Annotated in this window: 20 protein-coding genes and 1 rRNA gene; 12 read left to right on the forward strand and 9 right to left on the reverse strand. The window is 65.6% G+C overall.

Annotation, left to right across the window (positions count from 1 at the left end; genetic code table 11):
• From rrf to yfiB, 7 genes are all read left to right on the forward strand, one after another.
• Nucleotides 1-101 (forward strand): 5S ribosomal RNA (rrf, locus tag Q6A47_RS18285); the annotation flags it as partial.
• Nucleotides 102-251: 150 nt separating this feature from the next.
• Nucleotides 252-3,734, forward strand: a complete 3,483-nt coding sequence (gene recC / locus Q6A47_RS18290) for an exodeoxyribonuclease V subunit gamma (RefSeq protein WP_304485016.1) — start codon at nt 252-254, stop codon at nt 3,732-3,734.
• A complete protein-coding gene (gene recB, locus Q6A47_RS18295; protein WP_304485017.1) occupies nt 3,731-7,408 on the forward strand; it encodes an exodeoxyribonuclease V subunit beta in 3,678 nt (1,225 codons plus the stop codon). The genes recC and recB overlap by 4 nt, the downstream gene beginning before the upstream one ends.
• Nucleotides 7,405-9,480: an exodeoxyribonuclease V subunit alpha gene (recD, locus tag Q6A47_RS18300; RefSeq protein WP_304485018.1), complete on the forward strand. Its 2,076-nt coding sequence runs from the start codon at nt 7,405-7,407 to the stop codon at nt 9,478-9,480. Before recB ends, recD begins: the two co-directional genes overlap by 4 nt.
• A gap of 76 nt (nt 9,481-9,556) precedes the next feature.
• Nucleotides 9,557-10,132, forward strand: coding sequence for a regulatory sequestration protein YfiR (gene yfiR / locus Q6A47_RS18305; protein WP_369811554.1), 576 nt, complete (start codon nt 9,557-9,559; stop codon nt 10,130-10,132).
• A complete protein-coding gene (gene dgcN / locus Q6A47_RS18310) occupies nt 10,129-11,397 on the forward strand; it encodes a diguanylate cyclase DgcN/YfiN (RefSeq protein ID WP_295485995.1) in 1,269 nt (422 codons plus the stop codon). The genes yfiR and dgcN overlap by 4 nt, the downstream gene beginning before the upstream one ends.
• 3 nt (nt 11,398-11,400) lie before the next feature.
• Entirely contained in the window at nt 11,401-11,901 is a 501-nt protein-coding gene (gene yfiB / locus Q6A47_RS18315) for an outer membrane lipoprotein YfiB (RefSeq protein ID WP_304485019.1), read from the forward strand.
• A 31-nt stretch (nt 11,902-11,932) separates the two neighbouring features.
• On the opposite strand, the gene Q6A47_RS18320 is transcribed toward yfiB, so the two are convergent.
• On the reverse strand, nt 11,933-12,883 hold the full coding sequence (locus Q6A47_RS18320; RefSeq protein ID WP_304485020.1) for a LysR family transcriptional regulator: 951 nt from the start codon (nt 12,881-12,883) through the stop codon (nt 11,933-11,935).
• 131 nt (nt 12,884-13,014) lie between these two features.
• On the opposite strand from Q6A47_RS18320, the gene Q6A47_RS18325 reads away from it, so the two are divergent.
• Nucleotides 13,015-14,538, forward strand: a complete 1,524-nt coding sequence (locus Q6A47_RS18325) for a CoA-acylating methylmalonate-semialdehyde dehydrogenase (protein WP_304485021.1) — start codon at nt 13,015-13,017, stop codon at nt 14,536-14,538.
• Between the two features lie 10 nt (nt 14,539-14,548).
• Nucleotides 14,549-15,442, forward strand: coding sequence for a 3-hydroxyisobutyrate dehydrogenase (gene mmsB, locus Q6A47_RS18330; RefSeq protein ID WP_116887534.1), 894 nt, complete (start codon nt 14,549-14,551; stop codon nt 15,440-15,442).
• Nucleotides 15,443-15,545: 103 nt separating this feature from the next.
• Here mmsB and Q6A47_RS18335 read toward each other — a convergent pair whose 3' ends face one another.
• The 8 genes from Q6A47_RS18335 to Q6A47_RS18370 all read right to left on the reverse strand — a co-directional run bounded on the left by Q6A47_RS18335 (nt 15,546) and on the right by Q6A47_RS18370 (nt 22,145).
• Complete coding sequence (locus Q6A47_RS18335) at nt 15,546-15,890, reverse strand: cupin domain-containing protein (protein ID WP_029613387.1); 345 nt, start codon at nt 15,888-15,890, stop codon at nt 15,546-15,548.
• A gap of 114 nt (nt 15,891-16,004) precedes the next feature.
• Nucleotides 16,005-16,937 (reverse strand): phosphatidate cytidylyltransferase, encoded by a 933-nt coding sequence (locus Q6A47_RS18340; RefSeq protein ID WP_039575048.1) that lies wholly within the window; start codon nt 16,935-16,937, stop codon nt 16,005-16,007.
• 1 nt (nt 16,938) lies between these two features.
• On the reverse strand, nt 16,939-17,562 hold the full coding sequence (locus Q6A47_RS18345; protein WP_304485022.1) for a lysophospholipid acyltransferase family protein: 624 nt from the start codon (nt 17,560-17,562) through the stop codon (nt 16,939-16,941).
• 8 nt (nt 17,563-17,570) lie between these two features.
• A complete protein-coding gene (locus Q6A47_RS18350) occupies nt 17,571-18,002 on the reverse strand; it encodes a hypothetical protein (RefSeq protein ID WP_304485023.1) in 432 nt (143 codons plus the stop codon).
• Nucleotides 18,002-19,324: a phosphatase PAP2/dual specificity phosphatase family protein gene (locus Q6A47_RS18355; RefSeq protein WP_304485024.1), complete on the reverse strand. Its 1,323-nt coding sequence runs from the start codon at nt 19,322-19,324 to the stop codon at nt 18,002-18,004. The genes Q6A47_RS18350 and Q6A47_RS18355 overlap by 1 nt, the downstream gene beginning before the upstream one ends.
• A complete protein-coding gene (locus Q6A47_RS18360) occupies nt 19,324-21,072 on the reverse strand; it encodes a bifunctional alpha/beta hydrolase/class I SAM-dependent methyltransferase (RefSeq protein ID WP_304485025.1) in 1,749 nt (582 codons plus the stop codon). The genes Q6A47_RS18355 and Q6A47_RS18360 overlap by 1 nt, the downstream gene beginning before the upstream one ends.
• 30 nt (nt 21,073-21,102) lie before the next feature.
• Nucleotides 21,103-21,708 (reverse strand): CDP-alcohol phosphatidyltransferase family protein, encoded by a 606-nt coding sequence (locus Q6A47_RS18365; protein ID WP_304485026.1) that lies wholly within the window; start codon nt 21,706-21,708, stop codon nt 21,103-21,105.
• Between the two features lie 122 nt (nt 21,709-21,830).
• Nucleotides 21,831-22,145, reverse strand: coding sequence for a putative quinol monooxygenase (locus Q6A47_RS18370; RefSeq protein ID WP_029613384.1), 315 nt, complete (start codon nt 22,143-22,145; stop codon nt 21,831-21,833).
• Between the two features lie 159 nt (nt 22,146-22,304).
• Between Q6A47_RS18370 and mdaB the strand changes: the two genes are divergently transcribed.
• The 3 genes from mdaB (at nt 22,305) to ggt (ending at nt 25,684) form a co-directional block, all read left to right on the forward strand.
• Nucleotides 22,305-22,895, forward strand: a complete 591-nt coding sequence (gene mdaB, locus Q6A47_RS18375; RefSeq protein ID WP_039575063.1) for an NADPH:quinone oxidoreductase MdaB — start codon at nt 22,305-22,307, stop codon at nt 22,893-22,895.
• 109 nt (nt 22,896-23,004) lie between these two features.
• Nucleotides 23,005-23,901: a LysR family transcriptional regulator gene (locus Q6A47_RS18380; protein WP_039575065.1), complete on the forward strand. Its 897-nt coding sequence runs from the start codon at nt 23,005-23,007 to the stop codon at nt 23,899-23,901.
• A 115-nt stretch (nt 23,902-24,016) separates the two neighbouring features.
• A complete protein-coding gene (ggt, locus tag Q6A47_RS18385; protein WP_304485027.1) occupies nt 24,017-25,684 on the forward strand; it encodes a gamma-glutamyltransferase in 1,668 nt (555 codons plus the stop codon).
• Nucleotides 25,685-25,818 lie beyond the last annotated feature (134 nt).

The following is a 25,818-nucleotide window of genomic DNA, read 5'->3' on the forward strand; positions in this document are numbered from 1 at the left end:
GCATTGGAACCACCTGATCCCATCCCGAACTCAGCAGTGAAACGATGCATCGCCGATGGTAGTGTGGGGTTTCCCCATGTGAGAGTAGGTCATCGTCAAGATTCATTTCGCAAAACCCCTATCTGCGCGAGCAGGTAGGGGTTTTGTCTTTTCACGACGCTCAAAACAAGGCCATTCCAAGAGGCGCATTGCTGCCACTCTCGCCACCCAGTATGGTTCCGTCAGCGAATCCGTTTTCCAGAGAACCCGCAATGGCCACCACCACCTCACTGCAACCCGGTTTCATGATCGTTCAGGGCAACCGCCTCGACGAGCTGCGCAGCCTGGTGGTGAGTGTCATGCGTAATTACCCGTTGGCTCCGCTGGAAAACGAAATCGCCCTGGTGCAGAGCAACGGCATCGCCCAATGGCTCAAGCTCGCATTGGCCGAAGACCCTGGAGACGATGACCAGGGCGGCTGCGGTATCGCGGCCGCGATCGATGTGCAGTTGCCCGGCAGTTTCATGTGGCAACTCTACCGTCGCGTGCTGGGCCGTGATCAGATTCCAGAAGTTTCGCTGCTCGACAAAGCCCCATTGACCTGGCGCCTGATGCGCCTGCTGCCGGCCCTGATCGAGCGCCCCCATTTCGAGCCGCTCAAACGCTTCCTCACTGACGACACGGACCTGCGCAAACGCTACCAGTTGGCTGAACGTCTGGCCGACCTGTTCGACCAGTACCAGGTCTATCGCGCCGATTGGCTCAAAGACTGGGCCTCAGGCCACCACGTACTCAACACCGCCCGTGGCGAGCGCAAGCCTTTGGCGGACGGCAATCGCTGGCAGGCCGAATTGTGGCGGGCGCTGCTGGACGATGTCGGGGCAGAGGGCATGGCGCAAAGCCGCGCCGGTGTGCATCAGCGCTTCATCGAGCGAGTCGATGCCTTGGAGCACGCGCCCCCGGGATTGCCTGCGCGGGTGATGGTGTTCGGTATCTCATCGCTGCCCGCCCAAACCCTCGAAGCACTGGCCGGTCTGGCCCGCTTCAGCCAAGTGCTGCTGTGCGTACACAACCCCTGCCGCCACCACTGGGGCGACATCGTCGCCGACAAGGACCTGCTCCGGCATCAGTACAAGCGTCTGCAGCGTAAACACAGCATGCCGCTGCAACTGGACGATGAGGCGCTTCATCAGCACGCCCATCCCCTGTTGGCCGCCTGGGGCAAGCAAGGCCGTGACTACATCAACCTGCTCGACAGCTACGATGACCCTGGCAGCTACCGTGGTGTCTTCAGCGACGGTCGTATCGACTTGTTCAGCGAGGCGCAACCGCTGACGTTGCTCAATCAGTTGCAGGACGACATTCTCGAGTTGCGCCCGCTGTCGGAAACCCGCGAAACCTGGCCTGCCGTCAATGTCGCGAGCGACCGCTCGATTCGTTTTCACGTGGCGCACAGTCCGCAGCGCGAGGTCGAGATCCTGCACGATCAACTGCTCGCTCGGTTCAGCAACGACCCGACGCTGCGCCCACGCGATGTCATCGTCATGCTACCGGCCATCGATGACTATGCCCCGCATATCCGCGCTGTGTTCGGTCAACTCGACCGCCATGACCCGCGCTACATCCCCTTCACCCTCACCGACCAAGGCCAGCGTGGCCGCGATCCGCTGCTCATCGCCCTGGAGCACCTGCTCAAGCTGCCCGACAGCCGCTTTGCCGTCAGCGAGATCCTCGACCTGCTGGACGTGCCCGCGCTGCGCGCACGCTTCGGCATCAAGCAAAGCGACCTGCCGACCTTGCACCGTTGGATCGAAGGCGCAGGCATCCGTTGGGGCCTGAGCGGCGAGCAGCGAGCCAGCCTCGGCCTGCCGGAGGGGCTGGAACAGAACAGTTGGCGATTCGGCTTGCGGCGTATGCTGCTGGGCTATGCGGTAGGTGTCGGTGAAGGTTGCGACGGCATCGAGCCGTTCGATGAGATCGGCGGCCTCGATGCCGCCCTGATCGGTCCGCTGGTCGCCTTGCTGGATGCGTTGGAAGTGGCCTGCCAGCACCTCGCCGAACCTGCCAGCGTTCAGCAGTGGGGCGCGCGCCTGCATGCCCTGCTGCAGGTGTTCTTCCTGGCCGAGGAAGAACATGACGAACTGCTGCTGGTCGAGCTGCAGGACCTGCGCGACACCTGGCTGGAAACCTGCGAAACGGTCGGCTTGGACGAACGACTGCCCCTGACGGTCGTGCGCGAGGCCTGGTTGTCGGGTCTCGATCAAGGCAAGTTGTCGCAACGCTTCCTGGCCGGCTCGGTGAATTTCTGCACACTGATGCCCATGCGCGCCATTCCCTTCCGCATCGTCTGCCTGCTGGGCATGAACGACGGCGATTACCCGCGCGCCCAGCCGCCGTTGGATTTCGATCTGATGGCCAGCGACTACCGACCCGGCGATCGCTCACGACGCGAGGACGACCGCTACCTGTTGCTCGAAGCGCTGCTCTCGGCCCGCGATCAGCTGTATGTCAGTTGGGTCGGGCGCAGTATCCGCGACAACAGCGAGCGCCCGGCGTCGGTATTGATCGGTCAATTGCGCGATCACCTCGCCACCGGCTGGCAGTTGGCCGGTGCCGAGCAGGGCGAACGCGACGATTCTGGTCAACAATTGCTGCACGCGCTCACCCAGGAACATCCGTTGCAGCCGTTCAGCCAGCGCTACTTCCAAAAGGACAGCCCGCTGTTCAGCTATGCCCACGAGTGGCAGGTGTTGCACCAGCCTGATCAAACAGCGATCCCGGACACCCTGGCACTGCCAGCGTACGAGAGCGATGAGCCGCTGACCCTGACCCAGTTGCAGGACTTTCTCCGTCATCCGGTGAGGCATTTCTTCAGTCAGCGGCTCAAAGTGTTTTTCGAAGCCCTGCAAGCGCCCACTCCCGACGAAGAGCCCTTCGTGCTGGATGCCCTGCAGCGCTACAGCCTGAGCGAGCGCCTGCTCGATGCCGCACTGACCGCGACTGACGACCCGGAGCAGGCCTTGCATAGCCAAGCGCGGCGCTTGCAAGCCTGTGGGCTGCTGCCGTTGGCGGGCTTTGGCGAGTCGCTGCAGGTCGAGCTGATCCAGCCACTGCCTGATTTGCTGACACGGCACCGCCAACTATTGCAGCGCTGGCCCCGCGTGGTCGAAGGTGCGCTGCCGATTCGTTTCGAGCGTGGCGCCCTGCGCCTGGAAGGGTGGTTGGGCCGTGTCTATCAAGGCGATGGCGAGGACTTGCTGAGCATTACCACCGTCCCGAACAGCCTCGGCGCCGGGCGCAACAGCCTCAAGTGGCATCGCTTGATCCCCGCGTGGGTCATGCACCTTGCCGCCTGCGCCGTGGGTTATCCACTGCACACCGCGCTGGTGGCCAGCGACCAGACCCTGCTGCTCGCGCCTCTGCCAAGCGCCCAGGCCAGCGATCTGCTCGCCGACCTGCTGGTCGCGCGTCAGGCGGGCATGAATGCGCCCCTGCCGGTGGCGCCGAAAACCGCTTTCGCCTGGCTCGCTCAGTCAGATCCGGACAAAGCCCAGGCCGCTGCAGCGAAGGCCTACGAAGGCGATGGCCAGAACAGTTTCGGCGAGCGCAGCGAAAGCCTTGCGCTGATCCGTCAGTTCCGCGACTTCGCCGCACTCTCTGCCGACGAAACCTTCGAAGGCTGGTGCGAAGCCCTGTATCGACCTCTGTTCACCGCCGCCTGGAAAACCCAGGACTCGCCGGAGACCGCCGCATGACCCAGGCCCGGCCTCTGGCCCTGAGCTTTCCCCTGTACGGCAGCCAACTGATCGAAGCCAGTGCCGGCACCGGCAAGACCTTCACCATCTCCGCACTCTACCTGCGCCTGATTCTGGGCCACGGCGGCGAACACGGCTTTGGCCGCGAGTTGCTGCCTCCGCAGATCCTTGTGGTGACCTTCACCGATGCCGCCACCAAAGAGCTGCGCGAGCGCATTCGCACACGCCTGGCCGAGGCGGCGCGCTTTTTCCGTGGAGAGTTGGACGGCGCCGACCCCTTGCTGTATCAACTGCGCGACGACTATCCACACGACCACTGGCCACGGTGCGCCAGTCGCCTGGAAGTGGCGGTGCAGTGGATGGACGAAGCGGCGGTCTCGACCATCCATGGCTGGTGTCAGCGCATGCTGCGCGAGCATGCTTTCGACAGCGGCAGCCTGTTCACCCAGAGCCTGGAGACCGATCACAGTGAACTGCTCGGTCAAGTCATGCGCGATTACTGGCGGCGCTTCTGCTATGGCATGCACGGCGAGGCGCTGGCCTGGGTGCGCAGCCATTGGCTCAGCCCGGATGCATTGCTGCCGCGTATCCGCCCGCTGTTCGGGCGCTTTCCCGCTGACGCCGAAGGCCCTGAGCCGCAAGCGCTGATCGACGCCGCCCTGGCGCAACGCCAGCAGCAACTGCAGGCGCTCAAGGCGCCCTGGGCGCGATGGGCCGATGAGTTGCAGGAGATCTGTCGCGCAGCGGTGGCCGCCAAGCAGGCTGACGGGCGCAAGCTACAAGCGCGCTTCTTCGAACCCTGGTTCGACAAGCTGCGCACCTGGGCCGGCGATGATCAGCTCATGGAGCTCGACCTGGGCACGGGCTTCACCCGCTTGACCCCGGACGGGATGGCCGAAGCCTGGAAGTCCGGCCAACCGCCCGAGCACCCGGCACTGCAGGCCATGACCGAGCTGCGCGCTCAATTGCAGGCGTTACCCGGCCCCGATGCGGCAGTGCTTGGGCATGCCGCCGGCTGGGTCGCGGCGCGCTTCGAGGTGGAAAAACGCCGACGCGCGGAAATGGGCTTCGACGACATGCTCCTGCGCCTGGAACAGGCCTTGCGTGGCGAGGCCGGCGAACGTTTGGCCGGGCTGATTCGCGAGCAGTTCCCGGTGGCGCTGATCGATGAGTTCCAGGACACCGACCCGGTGCAGTACGGCATCTTCGAGCGCATCTATCGCATTGGCGAGAATCGTTGCGAAACCGGCCTGTTCATGATCGGCGACCCCAAGCAGGCGATCTACGCTTTCCGCGGCGCCGATATCTTCACCTACCTGGACGCCCGGCGAGCCACTGCCGGACGCCTGCACAGCCTGGACACCAACTACCGCTCCAGCCAGGCCATGGTCGAGGCGGTCAACAGCACCTTCCTGTTGGCCGAGCGGCGTGCGCAGGGGCGCGGTGCCTTCCTGTTCCGCGAGGCCGATGACAACCCGCTGCCCTTCGTCGAAGTGCACGCCAAGGGCCGCAGCGAACGCCTGCTGATCGACGGTCAAGCGTGCGCCGCGTTGCAGTGCTGGCACCTGCCCAGCGACGAACCGCTGTCCAGCAGCCAGTACCGTCAGCAATTGGCGGCGCGCTGCGCCAGCCATATCGTGGCGTTGCTCATGGGCGGCCAGCTCGGGGTGAGTGGCTTCGCTGATGAACAGGGTGCGTTACGTGGCTGCCGTCCGTCGGACATCGCCATTCTGGTGCGCGATGGCCGCGAAGCGCAGATGATCCGCAGCGCGCTGACTGCGCGCGGCGTGCGCAGCGTCTATCTGTCCGACAAGGATTCGGTGTTCGCCGCGCAAGAGGCTCACGACCTGCTGGCCTGGCTCAAGGCGTGCGCCGAGCCCGACGCCGAACGTCTGCTCAAGGCTGCCTTGGCCAGCCTGACGCTGGACCTGCCGTTAATGGAACTCGAGCGTCTGAATCAAGACGAGCGGGTTTGGGAGGCCTGGGTCATGCGCTTTCGCCTGTATCGCGAAACCTGGCAGCGCCAGGGTGTGCTGCCCATGCTGCGTCGCCTGCTGCACGACTTCCAGTTGCCGCGCAGCCTGATCGGCCGCAGCGATGGCGAGCGTGTGCTGACCAACCTGCTGCACCTGGCCGAACTGCTGCAGCAGGCGGCCGGCGAGCTGGACGGCGAGCAGGCGCTGATTCGTCATTTGAGCGAGCAACTGGCCAATGCCGCGCAGGCGGGCGAGGAGCAGATCCTGCGCCTGGAAAGCGACGAGCAACTGGTCAAGGTGGTGACCATCCACAAGTCCAAAGGCCTGGAGTACCCGCTGGTCTACCTGCCGTTCATCTGCACCAGCAAGGCCGTGGACGGTCAGCGCCTGCCCTTGGCCTGGCACGACCGTGACGGTCAGCCATTGCTGACCCTCAGCCCCACAGCCGAACAGATCGCCCTGGCCGATGACGAACGCTTGGCCGAAGACCTGCGCCTGCTCTATGTCGCCCTGACCCGCGCCCAGCATGCCTGCTGGCTGGGGGTGGCCGACCTCAAGCGCGGCAACCAGAAAAGCTCGCAGTTGCACCGCTCGGCCCTGGGCTACCTGCTCGGTGGCGGACAGCCGCTGTCCGACTCCGCTCAGTTGGCCGACTGGTTGCAGACGCTGTGCGCGCAAAGCGCTGCGATTGCCTGCCCAGCGCTGCCCGAGGTCGATGACCAGGTCTACCAGGCCCCGCGTCACGGTACGCAATGGCGAGCTGCACTCAAGCCGCGACGGGCAGCGACGGAGCAGTGGTGGATTGCGTCCTACAGTGCGTTGCGCGTGGGTGACCAGACCGTGTTGGCCGACAGCTCCCAGGCCCAGCAACTGCTCGACGACGAAAGCATCGATCCGCAACTGCTGCGCGAGGTGCCGCCGGAAAACGGTGATATCCACCGTTTCCCACGCGGACCGAACCCCGGCACCTTCCTCCACGGCTTGTTGGAATGGGCCGGCCGCGAGGGGTTCGCCGAGATCGCCAGCCAGCCCGCGTTGATCGAGCGTACCGTGGGCCAGCGCTGCAATCGTCGCGACTGGAGTGGCTGGATTCCCACGCTCAGCCAATGGTTGCAGCACCTGCTCATTCAGGACTTACCGCTAGCTCCCGAGGGTACGCTGCTGCGCTTGGCGCACCTGCAGCAGTACCAGATCGAGATGGAGTTCTGGTTTGCCAGCCACCGGGTCGACGTGCGCCGTCTCGACCAACTCGTCGTGCGCCACACCCACGGCGGCGCCGCGCGCCCGGCGGCACTGGCCAGTCAGCTCAATGGCATGTTCAAAGGCTTCATCGACCTGGCCTTCGAACTGGACGGTCGCTATTACGTGGCCGACTACAAATCCAATTGGCTCGGCCCGGACGGCAATGCCTACAACGCACCGGCCATGGAGCAGGCGATTCTCGATCATCGCTATGACCTGCAGTACGTGCTGTACCTGCTGGCCCTGCACCGCCAACTGCGCGCGCGCCTGCCCGACTATGACTACGACCGCCATGTCGGCGGCGCGCTGTTCATTTTCCTGCGCGGCACCGGCAGTGCCGGTCGCGGCCTGTACGCGGTGCGGCCACCCCGTGAGCTGATCGAACAGCTCGATGCGCTGTTTCGCGGCGATCTCCAGCCCGAACAGCAGGACCTGTTTGCCGGAGCCACACCATGAGCCGCACCCTCGACGACCTGCTGCCCACCCCGTTGCAGGCCGAGCACCTGGCGGCCTTGGCGCCGCTTGCCGACAGCCACGATCTGCTGGCGCTGTTGGACCGGTGGGTCGAACGCGGCTGGTTGCGTGCGCTGGACCGCGCGTTCGTCAGCTTTCTCGCGGAGCGTGAGCCGGGCGGCGATCCGTTGGTGCTGCTGGCGGCGGCGTTGGCCAGTCATCAGTTGGGGCATGGGCATGTGTGCCTGGACCTGGAGCAGACGCTGGCCGAGCCTGACTTCGCGCTGTCGCTGCCGCCGGAGGGCGACGCCCTGGCCGGACCGTTGCTGCTGCCCTCACAACTGCTCGCCGCCCTCGAACCCGCCCTCTGGCGGCAGCGTATCGCAGCGAGTGGACTGGTGGCCGATGGCGATAGCGCCGGGCATGAGGCGCGGCCGCTGGTGCTCAGTGCTCAGCGCCTGTATCTACGCCGCTACTGGCGCTATGAGCGGCGTGTCGACCACTCACTGCAGCAGCGCATCGCGACCCACGAAGCGATTCCCCACGACCTGCCGGCGCGTCTGGCGCAGTTGTTCGAAGGCGGTGCTCCGGCTGGCCAGGTGGACTGGCAGAAGCTCGCCTGCGCCCTGGCCACCCGCGCCGCCTTCAGCATCGTTACCGGCGGCCCTGGGACCGGCAAGACCACCACCGTGGTGCGCTTGCTGGCCCTGCTCCAAGGCCCGGCAGTGGAGCAGGGCAGGCCTTTGCGCATCCGCCTGGCGGCGCCCACCGGCAAGGCGGCTGCGCGCCTGACCGAATCCATCGGTCAGCAAGTCAAGCGCTTGCAGGTGGACGCTACGCTGCGTGCGCAGATTCCCACCGAGGTGAGCACGGTGCACCGCCTGCTCGGCAGTCGCCCCGGCTCGCGGCATTTTCGCCACCACGCCGGTAACCCGCTGCCGCTGGATGTCCTGGTGGTGGATGAGGCGTCGATGATCGACCTGGAAATGATGGCCAACCTGCTCGACGCCTTGCCGAGCCGCGCGCGCCTGGTGCTACTCGGCGACAAGGACCAGTTGGCGTCGGTGGAAGCCGGCGCGGTGCTGGGCGATCTGTGTCGCTATGCCGAGGAGGGGCGCTACACGGCGGCGACCCAGGCCTGGCTGGAGCAGGTCGGTGGCCAGTCGTTGCATGACAGCGGGCTGCTGCCTGGCGATGCGCAGCAGCATGCCTTGGCGCAGCAGGTGGTGATGCTGCGTCACTCCCGGCGCTTCGGTGAAGGCAGCGGTATTGGTCGGCTGGCACGGTGGGTCAACCTGCAGCAGGCCGAGCAGGCGCGCGCGCTGCTCAGCCTGCCGCCGGACGATGTGTTCGGCCTGTCGCTGCGCGGCGAGCACGACCGGGCCTTCGACCGTCTGTTGCTGGAGGGGCTGGGGCGTGGCGAAGAGGGGCCCCAGGGTTACCGCAGTTACCTGCGCACCCTAGGCCGCCATCGGCCGGCACCGGGTACACCGGCCGACGCCAGCGAGTGGGAGCACTGGGCGGCGCGGGTGCTGGGCAGCTTCGAGGGTTTCCAGTTGCTGTGTGCCGTGCGCCGCGGTGCCTGGGGTGTGGAGGGTCTGAACGAACGCGTAGCGCGGGTGCTGCACGGCGCCGGCCTGATCGATACACGCCTGCCGTGGTACGAGGGGCGACCCGTGCTGGTCACCCGCAACGATTACGGCCTGGGCTTGATGAACGGCGATATCGGCATTGCCCTGCGGCTGCCGGACGAGACGGGTGAAACCTCGCTGCGTGTGGCATTCGCCCGCAACGACGGTTCAGGCGGCGTACGCTTCGTGCTGCCCAGCCGGCTCAACGAGGTGGAAACCGTCTTCGCCATGACGGTGCACAAGTCCCAGGGTTCGGAATTCAGTCATACCGCCCTGGTGCTGCCCGATGCGCTGAATCCGGTACTCACCAAAGAGCTGATCTATACCGGTATCACCCGTGCCAAAGCCTGCTTCAGCTTGATCGAGCCGCGAGCCGGCGTGTTCGAGGAGGCCGTCAAGCGCAAGGTGCGACGGATTTCTGGCCTTGCGCTGGAAAATATCTGACATTCGTCAATACCTTGGCATCGCGGCCTTGTGCTATCGTGCGAGACATCTGAATTTAACTTGAGAAGTTTCCTAGATGTCAGTGGTTGTCTCGCCTCGGTGGCGGGTGGCGAACTGTGCGTTGTCGCTGTTGATCGTCGCCCTGTCGTCGTTCGCCGAGCCTGCGCGGGCGTATGCGCCGGCCACTGCGGTGCAGGTGCAACAGCGCGCCAAGGCAGTGACCCAAGTAGTCCTGGGAATCTTCAGCTACGCCCGGTGGCCGGTGGAGCCTGCGCCCTTGCGCCTGTGCCTGATCGGTCCCACCGAGTACGCCGATGACCTGATCAAGGGCGAGCTGCAGACTGCATCGCAACCCTTGCAGGTGCGTCGTCTGCTGGCCGACGACCCCCGCACCGCCGAGACCTGCGATGCGGTGTATATCGGTCGACTCGACACGGGTGAGCGTGATCGGCTGTTCAACGCGCTGGTCGGCCATCCGGTGCTGAGCATCAGCGAGGCGGACGACCCGTGTACGGTCGGCAGCCTGTTCTGCCTGCGCGTCGAGGACGAGCAGGTGAGTTTCGCGGTCAACCTCGACTCGGTGGCGCGCAGCGGCTTGCGTATTCATCCCAGCGTGCTGCAATTGTCGCGGCGTCGGGCTGCGCAGCCATGACCTCTCGCCTCACGCGCAGACGCCGGCCGACCTTGCGCGCCGCACTCGGCCGCGGCCATCTGGCCATCGCCCTGCTGGCGGTCGGCCTGGCCGGTATCTCGGGAACCTTGCTCGGCGTTGCCGCCCTGCGTGTGCATGCCAATCACAACCTGGAACTGATCGCCCGCTCGATCAGCTACACCGTGGAAGCCGCAGTGGTGTTCGACGACAGCCCCGCCGCCAGTGAGGCCCTGGCAGTGATCGCAGGCAGCGAGGAGGTCGCCGACGCCAAGGTCTTCGCCCTCGACGGCGATCTGCTCGCGCACTGGCAGCGCGACGACACCGGGCTGCTTGCACCGCTGGAGCGCCAGGTGGCGAAGGCCTTGCTGGACGAGCCCATCTATCGGCCCATCGTCCACCAGCAGCGCACGGTCGGGCATATCGAGCTGACCGGGCAGGGCGGCAGCCTGCTGCGCTTCCTGCTCAGTGGGTTGTTCGGCATTCTCTGCTGCATCCTGCTCAGCACGCTGGTCGCCCTGCACCTGTCGCGCCGTCTGTTCGGCGATATCGTCCGACCGCTGCGCAGCCTGGCCAGCGTCGCCCACGCCGCCCGCCGCGAGCGCAGTTTCGACCGACGCGTCCCCGAGGCACGCATCGCCGAGCTCAACGAACTGGGTACCGACTTCAATGCCCTGCTCGACGAACTGGAAGTCTGGCAAAGCCACCTGCAAAGCGAAAACGCGACCCTGGCTCACCAGGCCAGCCACGATAGCCTGACCGGCCTGCCCAACCGCGCGTTCTTCGAAGGACGTCTCAACCGCAGCCTGCGCAACGCCGCCCGCCTTCAAGACCACATGGCGGTGCTGTTTCTCGACAGCGATCACTTCAAGCAGATCAACGACAGCCTCGGCCATGCGGTGGGCGACGAGGTGCTGATCAACGTCGCCAGCCGCGTGCGCGCGCAATTGCGCGAGCACGACCTGGTGGCGCGCTTGGGCGGCGATGAATTCGCCGTGCTGCTGACCCCGCTGCACTCGCGTGAAGACGCCGAGCGCATCGCCGACAAGATCGTCGCCAGCATGCGCTTGCCGATCCAGCTCGACGATGGCCGCCGCGTGCCCAGTGCGTTGAGTGTCGGTATCGCCTTCTACCCGGACGATGGCCAGGACCCGGCCAGTCTGCTCAATGCCGCCGATGCGGCGATGTACCAGGCCAAGCGCAGCCGTCGCGGCCACCGGCAAGCGGCGCGTGGTGACTGGGCCACGGACCCCGATGACAGGAGCTGAACCGTGACACACCCTTTTTACCGCCAGCCGCTCGCCTGGCTGGCTTTGTTGCTGGCACTGACCGCGTTGAGTGCGTGCAAGACGGCGCCGCCCGTCGGCCTGAGTCCCGAGCAAATCGCTGTGCTGCAGCGCGAGGGCTTTACCCCCAGCGAAGAGGGCTGGGCGTTCGATCTGTCTGGCAAGGTGCTGTTCGGCAGCGACCTGGATCGGCTCAACGCGCAGAGCCAGGCCATCGTCGAACGCGTTGGCCGCGCGTTGCTGTCGGTGGGCATCCAGCGGGTGCGCGTCGATGGCCATGCCGATGCCTCGGGCAAGGCGGCGTACAACCAGCAGTTGTCCGAGCGCCGTGCGCAGAGCGTGGCGCAGGCGCTGGTGGGGATCGGTATGCCGCCAGGCGATATCCAGACGCGCGGGTTGGGCAGCCGCCAGCCGGTGGCCGACAACCGCACCAGCGCCGGCCGTACCGAGAACCGGCGGGTGTCGATCGTGGTGGGCGCCAATTGAAAGACGAGTGTGCGGCTAACGACCGTCGCCCTCAGTCCTGTGCGAACACCATCTCGCGCGTCTGGCCCATCAACAACGGCGCATTCGCCTCAGTCACCTCGCGGATGTAGTCCCACAGCAGGGTGATGCGCTTCAACTTGCGCAGATCCTCCCGGCAATACATCCAGAACTGCCGTGTCACCTCGACCTCATCCTCCAGTACCGTCACCAGCCGCGCGTCCTGCGCTGCCAGGAAGCACGGCAGGATTGCCAGGCCACGCCCTTGCAGTGCGGCGGTGTACTGGGCGATCACGCTGGTGCTGCGCAAGTGGGCATGGGCGTTGGGGATCAGGTTCGCCAGGTACAGCAACTCGGAACTGAAGGCCAGGTCGTCGACGTAGCTGATGAAAGGGTGCTGCGCCAGGTCGGCCACCTCGCCAATCGGCGCGTGGGTGTCCAGGTATTCCCGGGTGGCATACAGCCGCAGGCGGTAGTCGCACAGCTTGCAGCAGACATACGGCCCGTGCTCCGGGCGCTCCAGGGCGATGACGATGTCCGCCTCGCGCTTGGACAGGCTGATGAAGTGGGGCAGCGGCAGGATATCCACCGAGATCGCTGGCCAGGTGTCGACGAAGCGGCTCAGTTGCGGGGTGACGAAGAAGCTGCCGAAGCCCTCGGTGCAGCCCATGCGCACATGCCCCGACAACGCCACGCCGGAGCCGGACACCTGTTCGCAGGCCATGTGCAAGGTGCTTTCGATCGACTCAGCGTAGCCCAGCAGGCGCTGACCTTCGGCGGTGAGTACGAAGCCGTTGGTGCGCGACTTCTCGAACAACAGCGTGCCCATGGCACCTTCCAGCGAGCTGATGCGTCGCGACACCGTGGTGTAGTCCACCGACAGGCGTTTGGCGGCGCTGCTGGCCTTGCGCGTGCGCGCCACTTCGAGGAAGAACTTGAGGTCGTCCCAGTTCAGCGCGCTGAGGGAGGTCAGGTCTTTTTGCATGTTGATCCGGTTTTTTTGTGCATTCTTGTTGGATGTTTGCACATCTATACTCGAACTCACTCCCTGCACGCCACCCCGTTCGCTGCGGCGTAGGCGTCTTCGTTCCGACAATAATTCCAAGGAGAGCGCAGATGAACGCACCCCACACCCCCACGACCCACGTGCAGCAGGCCAAGTTGTTGATCGACGGGCAATGGGTGGAGTCGACCACTCAGGAATGGCGCGACGTGGTCAATCCGGCCACCCAGCAGGTACTGGCGCGCGTGCCGTTCGCCACCGCCGCCGAAGTCGACGCCGCCATCGCTGCCGCCCAGCGTGCCTTCAAGACCTGGCGTGACACGCCGATCGGTGCGCGCATGCGCATCATGCTCAAGTTGCAGGCGCTGATCCGCGAGCACAGCAAGCGCATCGCCGCGACCTTGAGCGCCGAGCAAGGCAAGACCCTGGCCGATGCCGAGGGCGACATCTTCCGCGGTCTGGAAGTGGTGGAGCACGCCGCGTCCATCGGCACCCTGCAGATGGGCGAGTTCGCCGAGAACGTGGCCGGTGGCGTCGACACCTACACCTTGCGCCAGCCGATCGGCGTGTGCGCCGGTATCACCCCGTTCAACTTCCCGGCGATGATTCCGCTGTGGATGTTCCCCATGGCCATCGTCTGTGGCAACACCTTCGTGCTCAAGCCGTCCGAGCAGGATCCGCTGTCGACGCTGATGCTGGTCGAGCTGGCCTTGGAAGCCGGAGTGCCAGCGGGCGTGCTGAACGTGGTGCACGGTGGCAAGCAGGTGGTCGATGCGCTGTGCACCCATCGGGACATCAAGGCGGTGTCCTTCGTCGGCTCGACCGAGGTCGGCACCCACGTGTACAACCTTGCCAGTCAGCACGGCAAGCGCGTGCAGTCGATGATGGGCGCCAAGAACCACGCCGTGGTGCTGCCCGACGCCAACCGCACCCAAACCATCAACGCCCTGGTCGGCGCGGCCTTCGGTGCAGCCGGCCAGCGCTGCATGGCCACCTCGGTGGCGGTGCTGGTGGGCAAGGCCCGCGAGTGGCTGCCGGACATCAAGGCGGCGGCGAGCAGGCTCAAGGTCAACGCTGGCAGCGAGCCCGGGACCGACGTCGGTCCGGTGGTGTCCAAGCGCGCCAAGGAGCGGGTGCTGGGGCTGATCGACAGCGGCGTGAAGGAAGGCGCCACGCTCGAGCTGGACGGCCGTGACGTGCAGGTGCCGGGCTTCGAGCACGGCAACTTCGTCGGCCCGACCCTGTTCTCCGGTGTGACCACCGACATGCAGATCTACACCCAGGAAATTTTCGGCCCGGTGTTGGTCACGCTTGAAGTCGACACCCTCGATGAGGCCATCGCCCTGGTCAACGCCAACCCGTTCGGCAACGGCACCGGCTTGTTCACCCAGAGCGGTGCGGCGGCACGCAAGTTCCAGAGCGAGATCGACGTCGGCCAGGTTGGCATCAACATCCCGATCCCGGTGCCGGTGCCGTTCTTCAGCTTCACCGGTTCGCGCGGCTCCAAGCTGGGCGATCTGGGCCCCTATGGCAAACAGGTGGTGCAGTTCTATACCCAGACCAAGACGGTCACGGCCCGCTGGTTCGACGACGACAGCGTCAACGACGGCGTGAACACCACCATCAGCCTGCGCTAAGGAGTTGGTCATGCGTATCGCATTCATCGGTCTGGGCAACATGGGCGCCCCCATGGCCCGCAACCTGATCAAGGCCGGGCACACGCTGAACCTGTTCGACCTCAACAAAACCGTGCTGGCCGAGCTTGCCGAACTGGGCGGGCAGGTCAGCACCTCGCCGAAGGACGCCGCTGCCAGCAGCGAGTTGGTGATCACCATGCTGCCGGCCGCTGCCCACGTGCGCTCGGTGTACCTGAACGAGGACGACGGTGTGCTCGCCGGCATCAAGCCCGGCACACCGACGTTGGACTGCAGCACCATCGATCCGCAGACCGCCCGCGACGTGTCCAAGGCTGCGGCGGCCAAGGGCATCGACATGGGCGACGCGCCGGTGTCGGGGGGCACCGGTGGTGCCGCGGCGGGGACCTTGACCTTCATGGTCGGCGCCAGCCCCGAGCTGTTCGCCACGCTCAAGCCGGTGCTCGAACAGATGGGCCGCAACATCGTGCACTGCGGTGCAGTGGGCACTGGGCAGATTGCCAAGATCTGCAACAACCTGCTGCTGGGCATCTCCATGATCGGCGTGTCCGAAGCCATGGCCCTGGGCAATGCGCTGGGCATCGACACCCAGGTGCTGGCCGGGATCATCAACAGCTCCACCGGCCGTTGCTGGAGCTCCGATACCTACAACCCTTGGCCCGGTGTGATCGACACCGCGCCGGCTGCACGCGGCTACACCGGTGGCTTTGGTGCCGAACTGATGCTCAAGGACCTGGGCCTGGCCACCGAGGCCGCGCGCCAGGCGCACCAGCCGGTGATTCTCGGTGCAGTCGCGCAGCAGTTGTACCAAGCCATGAGCTTGCGCGGCGAGGGCGGCAAGGACTTCTCGGCGATCGTCGAGGGCTATCGGAAGAAGGACGGCTGAGCTGAACGCAAAAAGGCTACGTGATGCTCCGCTCAGCGGGTTCACGCAGCCTTTGTGCACGCGGCCTTGCGTCGCGATGGGCCGCTTGGCGGCCCTTCAGGCGTCAGGCGAACACGAAGTATTTGCGCACGGTCTCCACCACTTCCCAGGTGCCCTTCATGCCGGGCTCGATGACGAACACGTCACCGCCCTTCAGGTGCTTGGGCTCTTCGCCCTCCGGGGTGATGATGCAATAGCCTTCGAGGAAGTGGCAGAACTCCCACTTGTCGTAGTTCACCTCGAACTTGCCGGGCGTGCAGATCCAGGTGCCCATGATCTTGCTGCCGTCGGCCGACAGGTAGGCGTTGAGGTTGACGGTGTGCGGATCGCCGCCGATGCGTTTCCACTTGGTCGCGTTGACGACCGGCGTCGGGCAGGTTTCGCGCAGGACAGTGATGAAGTCGGACATGGCAGAGCTCCTGATGACGGGCTGAATGACCCGTCACCATAGGGGCTGAACGGTGGCTGCGGTTGCCTGGGCTCGACCTTCATGTGTCTGGATGCGCTGTTCGACCCGCTTCGGTCAGGCCCACCAGTAGCGAACGAAGTGGAAGAACACCGGGGCGGCGAAGCACACCGAGTCCATGCGGTCGAGCATGCCGCCGTGGCCTTCGATCATGTGGCCCCAGTCCTTCACCCCACGGTCGCGCTTGATCGCCGACATCACCAGGCCGCCGAAGAAACCCATGGCGTTGACCGTCAACGCCATCAGCGCCGCCTGCCAGAAGTTGAACGGCGTGATCCAGCACAGCAGCGCCCCCACCAAGGTGGCCAGGGCCACGCCGCCGGCCAGGCCTTCGACGGTCTTGGAGGGCGACAGGTTGGGCGCCACCTTGCGCTTGCCGAACAGCTTGCCGCACACGTACTGCAGTACGTCGCTGATCTGCACCACCAGGATCAGCCAGGCGATCAGCAACAGGTTGCGGCCCTCGTAGCCCGGAATGTCCAGCGTCATCAGCGCGGGTACCGACGACACGCAGTACACCGCGATCATCAGCCCCCACTGCACTTTCGAGGCGCGTTCCAGGAAGCGCGTGGTGTCGCCGCCGAAGCTGGCCAGGATCGGCAGCAGCAGGAACAGGTAGACCGGAATGAAGATGCTGAACAGCCCGTACCAGTCCATGCCGATCAGCAGGTATTGCACCGGCAAGGCTACGTAGAAGGCTGCCGCCAGCGCCGGGTAATCGCTGCGCCGGGTCGGAGTGAGGGTCATGAATTCGCGCAGCGCGTAGAACGACACGCAGTAGAACAGCACGATCACGCCGTACTTGCCGAACACGAAGGCCAGGCCGATCACCAGCACCATCACCCACCAGGCGTTGATGCGGGCGTTGAGGTTGTCGATCACCGCATGCGGGCCGGGGCCGGCGCGCCATTTCAGCAGGCGACCGATCAGGCTGGCGAGCAGCAGCAGGGCGCCGATGCCGATGAACAGGGACAGGGTGTTGTCTTCCATTTCAGGCTTCCTTCGGGGCCAGGTTCAGCAGGGCCTGCCGGGCCCGCTCGAGAAACGCCTGCTTGTCTTCATCAGGCTGAACGTGCAACGGCTCGCCGAAGCTCAGGGTGCACAGCAACGGCAGCGGCAGGGCGCGGCCTTTGGGCATCACGCGGTTGAGGTTGGCGATCCACACCGGCACCACTTCGATCTGCGGCTGGGCCGAGGCCAGGTGGAACAACCCGCTCTTGAACGGCAGCAGCGGCTCATCACCCAGATTGCGCGTGCCTTCCGGGAAGAAGATCAGCGAGTCGCCCTGGGCCAGGGCGTCGAGCACCGGTTGCAGGGGATTAGTCTGGGCATCGCTGCGCTGGCGGTCGATGAGCACACCGTTGAACACTTTGCGGATGATGAAATCGCGCAGGCCCGGCTGGCACCAGTAATCGGCGCCGGCCACCGGCCGCGTGCGCCGCCGTAGCGGCTCGGGCAACGAGGCCCAGAGCAGGACGAAGTCGCCATGGCTGCTGTGGTTGGCGAAATACAGGCGTTGTATCGGCTGTGGCGTGCAGCCAAGCCAGAGGGCGCGCGCCCCGGTGATCAGGCGCGCGGCGCAGGTGATGGCAAAAGCGGTGAGGGCTGGAAGCATGGTGCGGTTCATCCTGTGAAAGGCAGCGTCAGCAGGGTCGTCAAGGCCAGCAGCAGTTGCAGTGCCAGGCACAGCGCCTGGCGCCGCAGCAGCGCCAGGGCGCCTTGGCTGCGGGCTGGCCAGTGGCGCGGGTCGTCGGCACTGGCCTTGAGTTTGAGGTCGAACAGCGCCCGGTCCAGCGCGTCGGTGTCTTCGTCGAGCTGGGGGCTGCTGGCCAGGCGAGTGAACAGCTCGGCGTCCAGGGCCACGCGCAGCGCCCAGTATTTGTGGGCAAGGCCGAGGATCAGCAGCAGTGCGCACAGGGCACTGGCCAGCGCAGGCAGGTGCAGGCCGAGCAGGGGCGTGAGGCCGTAGCCGATGGCCAACACTGTGAGGCCATCGGACAGGCGCTCCAGTTGTCGGCCGCGGCCAAGCAGGGCAGCAACCAGGTGCAGGTCCATCAACGCACCTCCTTGTGCCGCAGGGCTTGGCGATGGCCTGGGTGCAGCACCACGCCGGGGCGCGCCTGGCGGATCAGGGCTTGGGCCGCCTCGATATCGGCGCAGCGGCCGGTGTGGATCAGCCAGGCAGCCACGGCACTGGCGCTGCGTGAATAGCCCAAGGCGCAGCAGACCAGGACGCTGCCGTGCTGGCGCAGGCGTTCGATGGCCTCGGCGGCTTGATCCTGCAGCGCGGGGCTGGGGGGGATGAGGTCAAGGGTGGGCAGGTTGAGGTAGGCCGGCTGTTCCTGCTGCATTGCGGGTAAATCGCAGCGGTAGGGCAACTCGGCGCTCAGGTCCAGCACGCCGGCAAATGAAGTCGCCTGGCCCCGACCAGGTATCCGCCCCAGGTAGACTCCGTCACACACTTCATCGGCGTGAGGGTGTCGCCAGGTCCACAGGCGCGAGTTGATCCAGGCGCCGATCAGGTACGGTGCCAGCAGCCAGGTTGCCGCTGTCGACAGGCGTCCGGTGGCATCCTTCTGGAAGCCACCGGCACCGAACAGCACGTAGTTCAGCGCCACCATCAGCAACGCCAGCGCCGGCCACAGCAGGCCTAGCCACAGCCCGCCCAGCGACGCGCCCAGCCAGGCACACAGCCCGGCGCCGAGGCCGTAGCGCAGGCCCAGTCGCCAGCGTTTCGGCTCGCGCGCAAGCCTCGCCGCGTGCAGGGGCAGCGGCCCTCGATGGGGCCACAACCAGACGCACAACAGGCCGACCAACGCGCCGCTGGGCAGGTCGATGAAATGATGCTGCCAAGTGGTCAGCACCGACACCCCGATCAGCGCCATCCAGCCGTGCACCCACCCACGCAGCAGTGGGCGCCGGGTGTGGCGGGCGAACATCGTCCAGATGATCACCAGCAGCGCGATATGCAGCGACGGCGCCTGGTTGAACGGTTTGTCGAAGCCCATCAGCACGTCGAACAGCCAGCCGAACAGGCCGGCCAGCTCCGGTCGCTCGAAGGTGAAGCGCAGCGGCCACAGCAGGAAACAACTGACGCTGAGCAGTTGCGCCGTCAGCAGCGCCAGGGCATGCCGATCCATTTCCCGGCGATTGCGCGGCAGCAGGAAGGACAGCCCGTACAGCAGGTCGATCGACCAATAGGGAATGATGGTCCAGGGCCACAGCGGCATATGCCGTTCCCAGTCGAACACCAGGCTGCCGACGTCGTCGCGCGTGGCCGTGTAGCTGTTGGCCAGGCCATAGCTGAGGAAGAACAGCGGCCCCAGCAGCAACAGCCACAGCACCCCGCGCCGGATCAAACCGGCCTCGCGGGCCATCAACGTACCCGCTGGGCCAGGCTGACGCTGAAAATGCCCCAGGGGTCGATGCGCTGGGTGATCTTGCGAAAGCCTGCCGCCTCCACCAGTTGGTCCATTTCCGCCTGGCTACGCCGGCGCATCACCCAGGCGTCGCCACCCCGGTGGCTGGTCAGGGCGCGGGCGATCATCTCCAGTTGCGGGTGCCAGGGTTGGCCGGTGTAGACCAGGTAACCGCCGTCTTCCACGGCGTCGGCCAGACCGGCCAGGGAGTTGCCCACCCACTGATTGCTGGCGAACAGTTCGTAGAGGCCGGAGACCACGGCCAGCGTTGGGCGCGGGTCGAGGCTGGCCAGGCTCTGGCGGTCGAAGGCGTCGCCTTGGACGAAGCGCGCAATCTCGCCGAGGCCTTTTTCCTGGATCAGGGCAGTGCCCTGTTGCACGTTCAGCTCGCTGTAGTCGCGCAGCAGGATCGAGTCCGGCCGGTGTGTCTGCAAGGCGTCGAGGATGTAGCGGCCGTGACCGGCGGCGATATCGACGATGTGCACCGCGCGGCCTTGTTCGCGCAGCCGCTCGATGGCCAGGCGCAGCAGTTCCTCGACGTGCAGCTTGCGCTGGCGGATGCCGCGCCAGCCGATGGCGTCGAGGTAGTTGCGGTCGATCAGGCGACCCAGCCAACCCTTGCCGCTGGCCTGGTCGCGGTACACGTAGTCCAGTGTGCTGCCCGAGTCGAAGCCGGTGTCGAAACCCAGCTTGACGCCATCGGACAAGCCTTTGACCAGGCGCAGCCCTGCGCGGTAGCTGCGCCAGTACAGCGCGCGCGGCGAGTGGCGTGGCAGTGGGGCAGCCAGTGCCTCGGCTTCGGCGCAACTGGCGCCGGTCTTGTCGGCGTCGAGCAGCGAGGGCGGTGCCAGCGGCGCGTCGAAGCAATGGGCGATGAAGCGCTCGATGCGCGCCAGTGCGTGGGCGCGATCACGCTCGCCGAGGGTGTCATGGAAGAAACCGGGCAACACGTGCAGCTCCTTGCGCGCGCTGCCGAGGCGCTCGAAGAAGCGCTCCTGCGGCGCGCGTTCGACCACGAAGTCCGCACCGGACACCAGCAGTTGAGTCGGCACCTGGATCGCCTGGGCATCGGCCACCACACGTTCGGCGGCTTCGTACAGGCCCAGCAGCACGGTCACCGAAATCGGTCGGCTGATCAGTGGGTCGGCGGCATAAGAGGCGACCCGGTCGGGATCGTGGGTCAGCAGTTGCGGTTTGACGTAGCTGTTGACGAAGAAATTGCCACGCACGGCCTTGAGCAGCTTCAGGCCGGGGCGAGCGAAGGGCACGTAGAGCTTGACCTTGAACGCTGGCGAGGCGAGCACCAGGCAGCGCACCTTGGGGGCGTAGTCGTGGGCCCAGGTGGCGACCAGTACCGCGCCGACGCTCTGCGCCAGTACCACCATGTCGGCCTCGGCGATGCCATGCCGGGACTGGATATGCTCGATGAAAGTCTGCACGTCGCGCACGCTGGTGGCGAAGCTCGGGCTGTCGCCTCGCGCGCCGGGTGACAGACCATGACCGCGGGCGTCCCAGGCGAAGAGGTCGTAGCCCGGCAGGTTCAGTTCGTCGGCCAGGTGCGCCAGGCGCGCACCGTGCTCGTGGCCGCGGTGGAACATCACCAGCGCCCGGCGTGGCTGGTACGCGTTGCGGGTGGCCGGCCAGTGCCGGTAGTGCAGTTCGACGCCATCGTGGGTCGGGAAGTGCAGCGATTGCGCTTGGCGCATGGCGAAAGTCCTTGTCCTGCGGCAGTGGAATCAGCGGGTTTCGGCCAGCCCGTGGCGCACCCGGTTGTAGAGGGTATAGAGCGACAGCGCGAGGATGACCAGCAGCAGGCCGTCGATCCAGCTCGCCGGCAGCAGGCCGAAGGCGACGCCGGTGCCCAGCACGCCGAACGCGAAGGCGCGGTCGCTCTTGCCCATCGGCCCGTCGTAGCGCCGCGAAGCCCCGACCAGAGGACCCATCACGCCGGCGTATTCGCTGACGATCGCCAGGATCACCACCAGCACCACGAGCATCGGCCAGACGCCGGTCAGCAGCGCGAAGGGCAGGTACAGCGCGGCGTCGGCGATCACGTCGCAGAGTTCGTTGAGGTAGCCGCCGAGGGTCGACTGCTGGCCGAATTCCCGGGCCAGCATGCCGTCTACGGCATTGAGCGCCATGCGCAGCAGCATCCACACCGGCAGCAGAATGAACAACCCGGTGACGTCGGGCAGGGCGGCCAGCAACAGCCCGAGCAGCACCGACACCAGTGCCGCGAAGACGGTCACTTGGTTGGCGGTCACCCCGCGATCGTGCAGACGCTGCACCGTAGGGCGCAGCAGGGCCTGGAAGCGAGGTTTGAGCTGGTAGATGGATGGCACGGGGGACTCCCTATCCGGGTGCAGGTAGGAGCCGATTGTGGGGAAAGAGTTCGCGGGGCGGCAAGCGCTATGTGGCGGTCCTGTGAACCAGGCAGTGTCTGGATACCCGTGCCTGGCGCTGATCAGCGCCGCGCTAAGTCAGGGCTGAGCACGTCGACGTGCTGGATATCGAAGTCGCGCTCCAGGAAGTCCATGCGTCGTTCGAAGAAGCTCGTCATGTGCGCCAACGCGCAGTGGGCGTCGAACGCGGCCTGGTCGGCCCACACTTCGTAGAACACGAAGAGGCTGGGATCTTCCTTGTCTCGCAGCATGTGGTATTCGATGCAGCCCGGTTCCTGGCGACTGGGCTCGACATAGGCGCGGAACAACGCCTCGAAGGCCGCTGCCTGTTCCGGGCGGGTCTTGGCTTTGAGAATGAAGGCGACCGGTTCGTTCATGGGTGGGATCCTCAGGAAAGATGAAGTGCGATTTTAGGGCAGTAATCGATGCGGGATTCGTGACTTTCAGGCAAAAGCCTTTTGCCGCTGACCGACTTTTTACAGCTTGCGTGACGTCCTAACCTGCCGCCATCCCAAACGTTGCGACGAGATCCTCCCATGAAAAATATCCTCTTGCTCAATGGCGGCAAGCACTTCGCCCATTCCGACGGTCGCCTGAACACCACCTTGCACGAAGCCGCCATGGCCTACCTGGACCACGCGGGCTTCGACGTGCAGCAGACCTTCATCGACGGCGGCTACGATATCGAGGCAGAGGTGCGCAAATTCCTCTGGGCCGACGTGGTGATCTACCAGATGCCGGGTTGGTGGATGGGCGCGCCCTGGACGGTGAAGCAATACATCGATGAGGTGTTCACCGCAGGCCATGGTCGTCTGTACGCCAACGATGGCCGTACCCGCTCCGACGCTTCGCAGAAGTACGGCAGCGGCGGATTGCTCATGGGCAAGCGCTACATGATCTCGGCCACCTGGAACGCGCCGCAGCAGGCCTTCGACGACCCGACCGATTTCTTCGAAGGCAAAGGTGTGGACGCGGTGTATTTCGCGTTCCACAAGGCCAACCAGTTCCTCGGCATGACGGGCCTGCCCAGCTTCGTGGCCACCGACGTGATGAAACGTCCGGATGTGCCAGCGGCGGTGGCCGCATACGAGGCGCACTTGGGCGCGCTGTTCGACAAGGCCGAGTGATGGCTGCGCTGTTTTCGTCCGCTGCCGGGCAGCGATGGCCTGGGCGCGTGCTTGCACGGTGAGCGATCAACCGCTATCAATCACTCCTTCCTCCCGCCAAGGCGCACGCGTGAAAACTCGATCCGAAGAACTTCAGGCATTCGTGGCCGTCATCGATTGCGGATCGATCTCCGCTGCTGCCGAGCAGATGGGCCAGACGCCCTCGGCCATGAGTCGGACCTTGTCGCGCCTGGAGGCCAAGCTGGGCACCACCTTGGTCAACCGCACCACCCGGCGCATGGACCTCACCGAGGAAGGCCGCTTCTTCCTCGAACGCGCGCGGCAGATTCTCGCGCAGATGGACGATCTGGAGGAGCGCCTGTCGATCAACCGTCAGACACCGACCGGCCGCCTGCGCATCAATGCCGCTGCACCGTTCATGCTCCACGCGATCTTGCCGTGGATCGGCGAGTTCCGCCGCCAGTACCCCGGCATCGAGCTCGAACTCAACAGCGACGACCTGATCATCGACCTGCTCGAGCACAGCACCGATGTCGCCATCCGCATCGGCGAGCTGGCCGACTCCAGCCTGCACGCCCGTTCGCTGGGGTGCAGCCCGCTGCTGATCCTGGCCAGCCCGCAGTACCTGGAGCGCCATGGCACGCCACGCGCGGTCGAGGACCTGAGCCAGCATGGGCTGCTCGGATTCAGCGCGCCGGAAAGTCTCAACCACTGGCCCCTGCGTCACGCCCAGGGCGACCGCTGGGCGATCCGTCCGGCGCTGCTGGCCTCCAGCGGCGAAACCCTGCGTCAGTTGGCGTTGGCGGGTGAGGGGATCGTCTGCCTGTCGCACTTCATGACCCATGACGACATCCGCACGGGCCGTCTGCAGGTGCTGCTGGCCGAGGCCAACAGTGGCTATCGCCAGCCGATTCATGCGGTCTACTACCGCAACACGCAACTGGCGCTGCGTATCCAATGCTTCCTGGATTTCATCCAGGCCAAGCTGTCGACGTACGCCTGCTGAGTTGTCTGAACGCGACACGGTTGCCCAAAGACGTCCACCTCAGTGCCTGCCGTTTGCCTGAACGCGATGCCTGCGCCTTAAATGGAGGTTCGACAAGAACGACTAAGGAAGCGTCATGCGTATCGTCATGTTCCAGTCCCTGGCCCTCGGGGCCGCGATCCTGAGCTGTTCCTCGGCCTATGCCGTGACCCTCGAAGGCGGCGCGGTCGCCGCGCCCGATCAGTACGGCGCCCAGGTCGCCGCCGATATTCTCAAGAAGGGCGGCAATGCGGTGGACGCTGCCGTTGCCACCGCGTTCACCCTGGCGGTCACCTACCCGGAAGCCGGGAACATCGGTGGCGGCGGTTTCATGACCCTGTTCGTCGACGGCAAGCCGTATTTCCTCGACTACCGCGAAGTGGCGCCGAAGGCCGCGACCAAGACCATGTACCTGAACGACAAAGGCGAGGTGATCGAAAACCTCAGCCTGGTCGGTGCTCGCGCCGCCGGTGTGCCAGGCACGGTCATGGGCCTGTGGGAGGCGCACCAGAAGTTCGGCAAGCTGCCGTGGAGCGAGCTGCTCACGCCGGCCATCGCCTATGCGCAGAATGGATTCAAGATCGCCCAGAAGCAGTACCAGTACCGCGATGACGCCCAAGGCCTGTTCAAGACCGCGACCAACTTCAATGACTACTTCGGCAGCATGAAAGTGGGCGAGCTGTTCAAGCAGCCGGAACTGGCCCAGACCCTCGAGCGCATCGCCGACAAAGGCGTGAGCGAGTTCTATCAGGGCAAGACCGCCGACTTGCTGGTGGCGCAGATGCAGGCCGACAAGGGCCTGATCACCAAGGACGATCTGAAGGACTACAAGGCGCTGTGGCGCGATCCGATCGCCATCGAGTGGCGCGGCAACCTGGTCTACACGGCGCCGCCACCGAGCTCCGGCGGTGTCGCGCTAGGCCAACTGCTGGGCATCAAGGAGGACCGTGCGGCGGACTTCAAAGGTGTGGCGCACAACTCGGCGAAGTACATTCACCTGCTGTCCGAGATCGAGAAACGGGTATTCGCCGACCGCGCCGATTACCTGGGCGATCCGGCCTTCACCCAGGTGCCGGTCAAGCAACTGATGGCCAAGGACTACCTGGCCAAGCGCGCCGCGCAGGTCAATCCGACGGCCATCTCCGCCACCGACCAGGTCAAGCCGGGCCTCGAGCCGCACCAGACCACGCACTTCTCCATCGTCGACCGCCAGGGCAATGCGGTGAGCAACACCTATACCCTCAACCTCGACTATGGCAGTGGCGTGGTGGTCAAGGGCGCGGGCTTCCTGCTCAACGACGAAATGGACGACTTCAGCGCCAAGCCGGGGGCGGCCAATGTGTTCGGCGTGGTCGGCGGTGACGCCAACGCCATCGCACCGGGCAAGCGCATGCTCTCATCGATGAGCCCGAGCCTAATCACGCGTGACGGCAAGGTCACCCTGGTGCTGGGGACGCCGGGTGGTTCACGGATCTTCACCTCGATCTTCCAGGTGATGAACAACCTGTACGACTACGGCATGCCATTGGAAAAAGCCGTCGCCGCGCAGCGTGTGCACCACCAGTTGCTGCCCAAGGACACGATCTACTTCGACAGCTATGCACCGCTCACCGGCCCGGTGGCCGACGAACTGAAGAAGATGGGCTATGTCCTGGAGGACCAGGGCTGGGAGATGGGCGACGTGCAGGCGATCCGCGTGACCGGGCAGACGTTGGAGACTGCGTCCGACCCGCGTGGGCGTGGGGTGGGCATGGTCGTCAAGTGATCGGCTGAGCGCCGCCCCTCAAGGGGCGGCGTCAGTCCTGTACAGCCTCAGACGCGGAAATGGCTGACCAGCGTCTGCAACTGCCCGCCCAAGCGCGCCAGTTCCACGGTGGACGCCGCGGTCTCGTCGCTGGC

This window comes from Pseudomonas boreofloridensis, from assembly GCF_030580795.1.
GTDB classification, from domain to species: Bacteria; Pseudomonadota; Gammaproteobacteria; order Pseudomonadales; family Pseudomonadaceae; genus Aquipseudomonas; species Aquipseudomonas boreofloridensis.

What these genes read in the sequence shown, in the direction of transcription:
- recC (WP_304485016.1), top strand. Translation starts at nt 252, where the DNA reads ATGGCCACCACCACCTCACTGCAACCCGGTTTCATGATCGTTCAGGGC.
- recB (WP_304485017.1), top strand. Translation starts at nt 3,731, where the DNA reads ATGACCCAGGCCCGGCCTCTGGCCCTGAGCTTTCCCCTGTACGGCAGC.
- recD (WP_304485018.1), top strand. Translation starts at nt 7,405, where the DNA reads ATGAGCCGCACCCTCGACGACCTGCTGCCCACCCCGTTGCAGGCCGAG.
- yfiR (WP_369811554.1), top strand. Translation starts at nt 9,557, where the DNA reads ATGTCAGTGGTTGTCTCGCCTCGGTGGCGGGTGGCGAACTGTGCGTTG.
- dgcN (WP_295485995.1), top strand. Translation starts at nt 10,129, where the DNA reads ATGACCTCTCGCCTCACGCGCAGACGCCGGCCGACCTTGCGCGCCGCA.
- Q6A47_RS18320 (WP_304485020.1), bottom strand. Translation starts at nt 12,883, where the DNA reads ATGCAAAAAGACCTGACCTCCCTCAGCGCGCTGAACTGGGACGACCTC.
- Q6A47_RS18325 (WP_304485021.1), top strand. Translation starts at nt 13,015, where the DNA reads ATGAACGCACCCCACACCCCCACGACCCACGTGCAGCAGGCCAAGTTG.
- mmsB (WP_116887534.1), top strand. Translation starts at nt 14,549, where the DNA reads ATGCGTATCGCATTCATCGGTCTGGGCAACATGGGCGCCCCCATGGCC.
- Q6A47_RS18335 (WP_029613387.1), bottom strand. Translation starts at nt 15,890, where the DNA reads ATGTCCGACTTCATCACTGTCCTGCGCGAAACCTGCCCGACGCCGGTC.
- Q6A47_RS18340 (WP_039575048.1), bottom strand. Translation starts at nt 16,937, where the DNA reads ATGGAAGACAACACCCTGTCCCTGTTCATCGGCATCGGCGCCCTGCTG.
- Q6A47_RS18345 (WP_304485022.1), bottom strand. Translation starts at nt 17,562, where the DNA reads ATGCTTCCAGCCCTCACCGCTTTTGCCATCACCTGCGCCGCGCGCCTG.
- Q6A47_RS18350 (WP_304485023.1), bottom strand. Translation starts at nt 18,002, where the DNA reads ATGGACCTGCACCTGGTTGCTGCCCTGCTTGGCCGCGGCCGACAACTG.
- Q6A47_RS18355 (WP_304485024.1), bottom strand. Translation starts at nt 19,324, where the DNA reads ATGGCCCGCGAGGCCGGTTTGATCCGGCGCGGGGTGCTGTGGCTGTTG.
- Q6A47_RS18360 (WP_304485025.1), bottom strand. Translation starts at nt 21,072, where the DNA reads ATGCGCCAAGCGCAATCGCTGCACTTCCCGACCCACGATGGCGTCGAA.
- Q6A47_RS18370 (WP_029613384.1), bottom strand. Translation starts at nt 22,145, where the DNA reads ATGAACGAACCGGTCGCCTTCATTCTCAAAGCCAAGACCCGCCCGGAA.
- mdaB (WP_039575063.1), top strand. Translation starts at nt 22,305, where the DNA reads ATGAAAAATATCCTCTTGCTCAATGGCGGCAAGCACTTCGCCCATTCC.
- ggt (WP_304485027.1), top strand. Translation starts at nt 24,017, where the DNA reads ATGCGTATCGTCATGTTCCAGTCCCTGGCCCTCGGGGCCGCGATCCTG.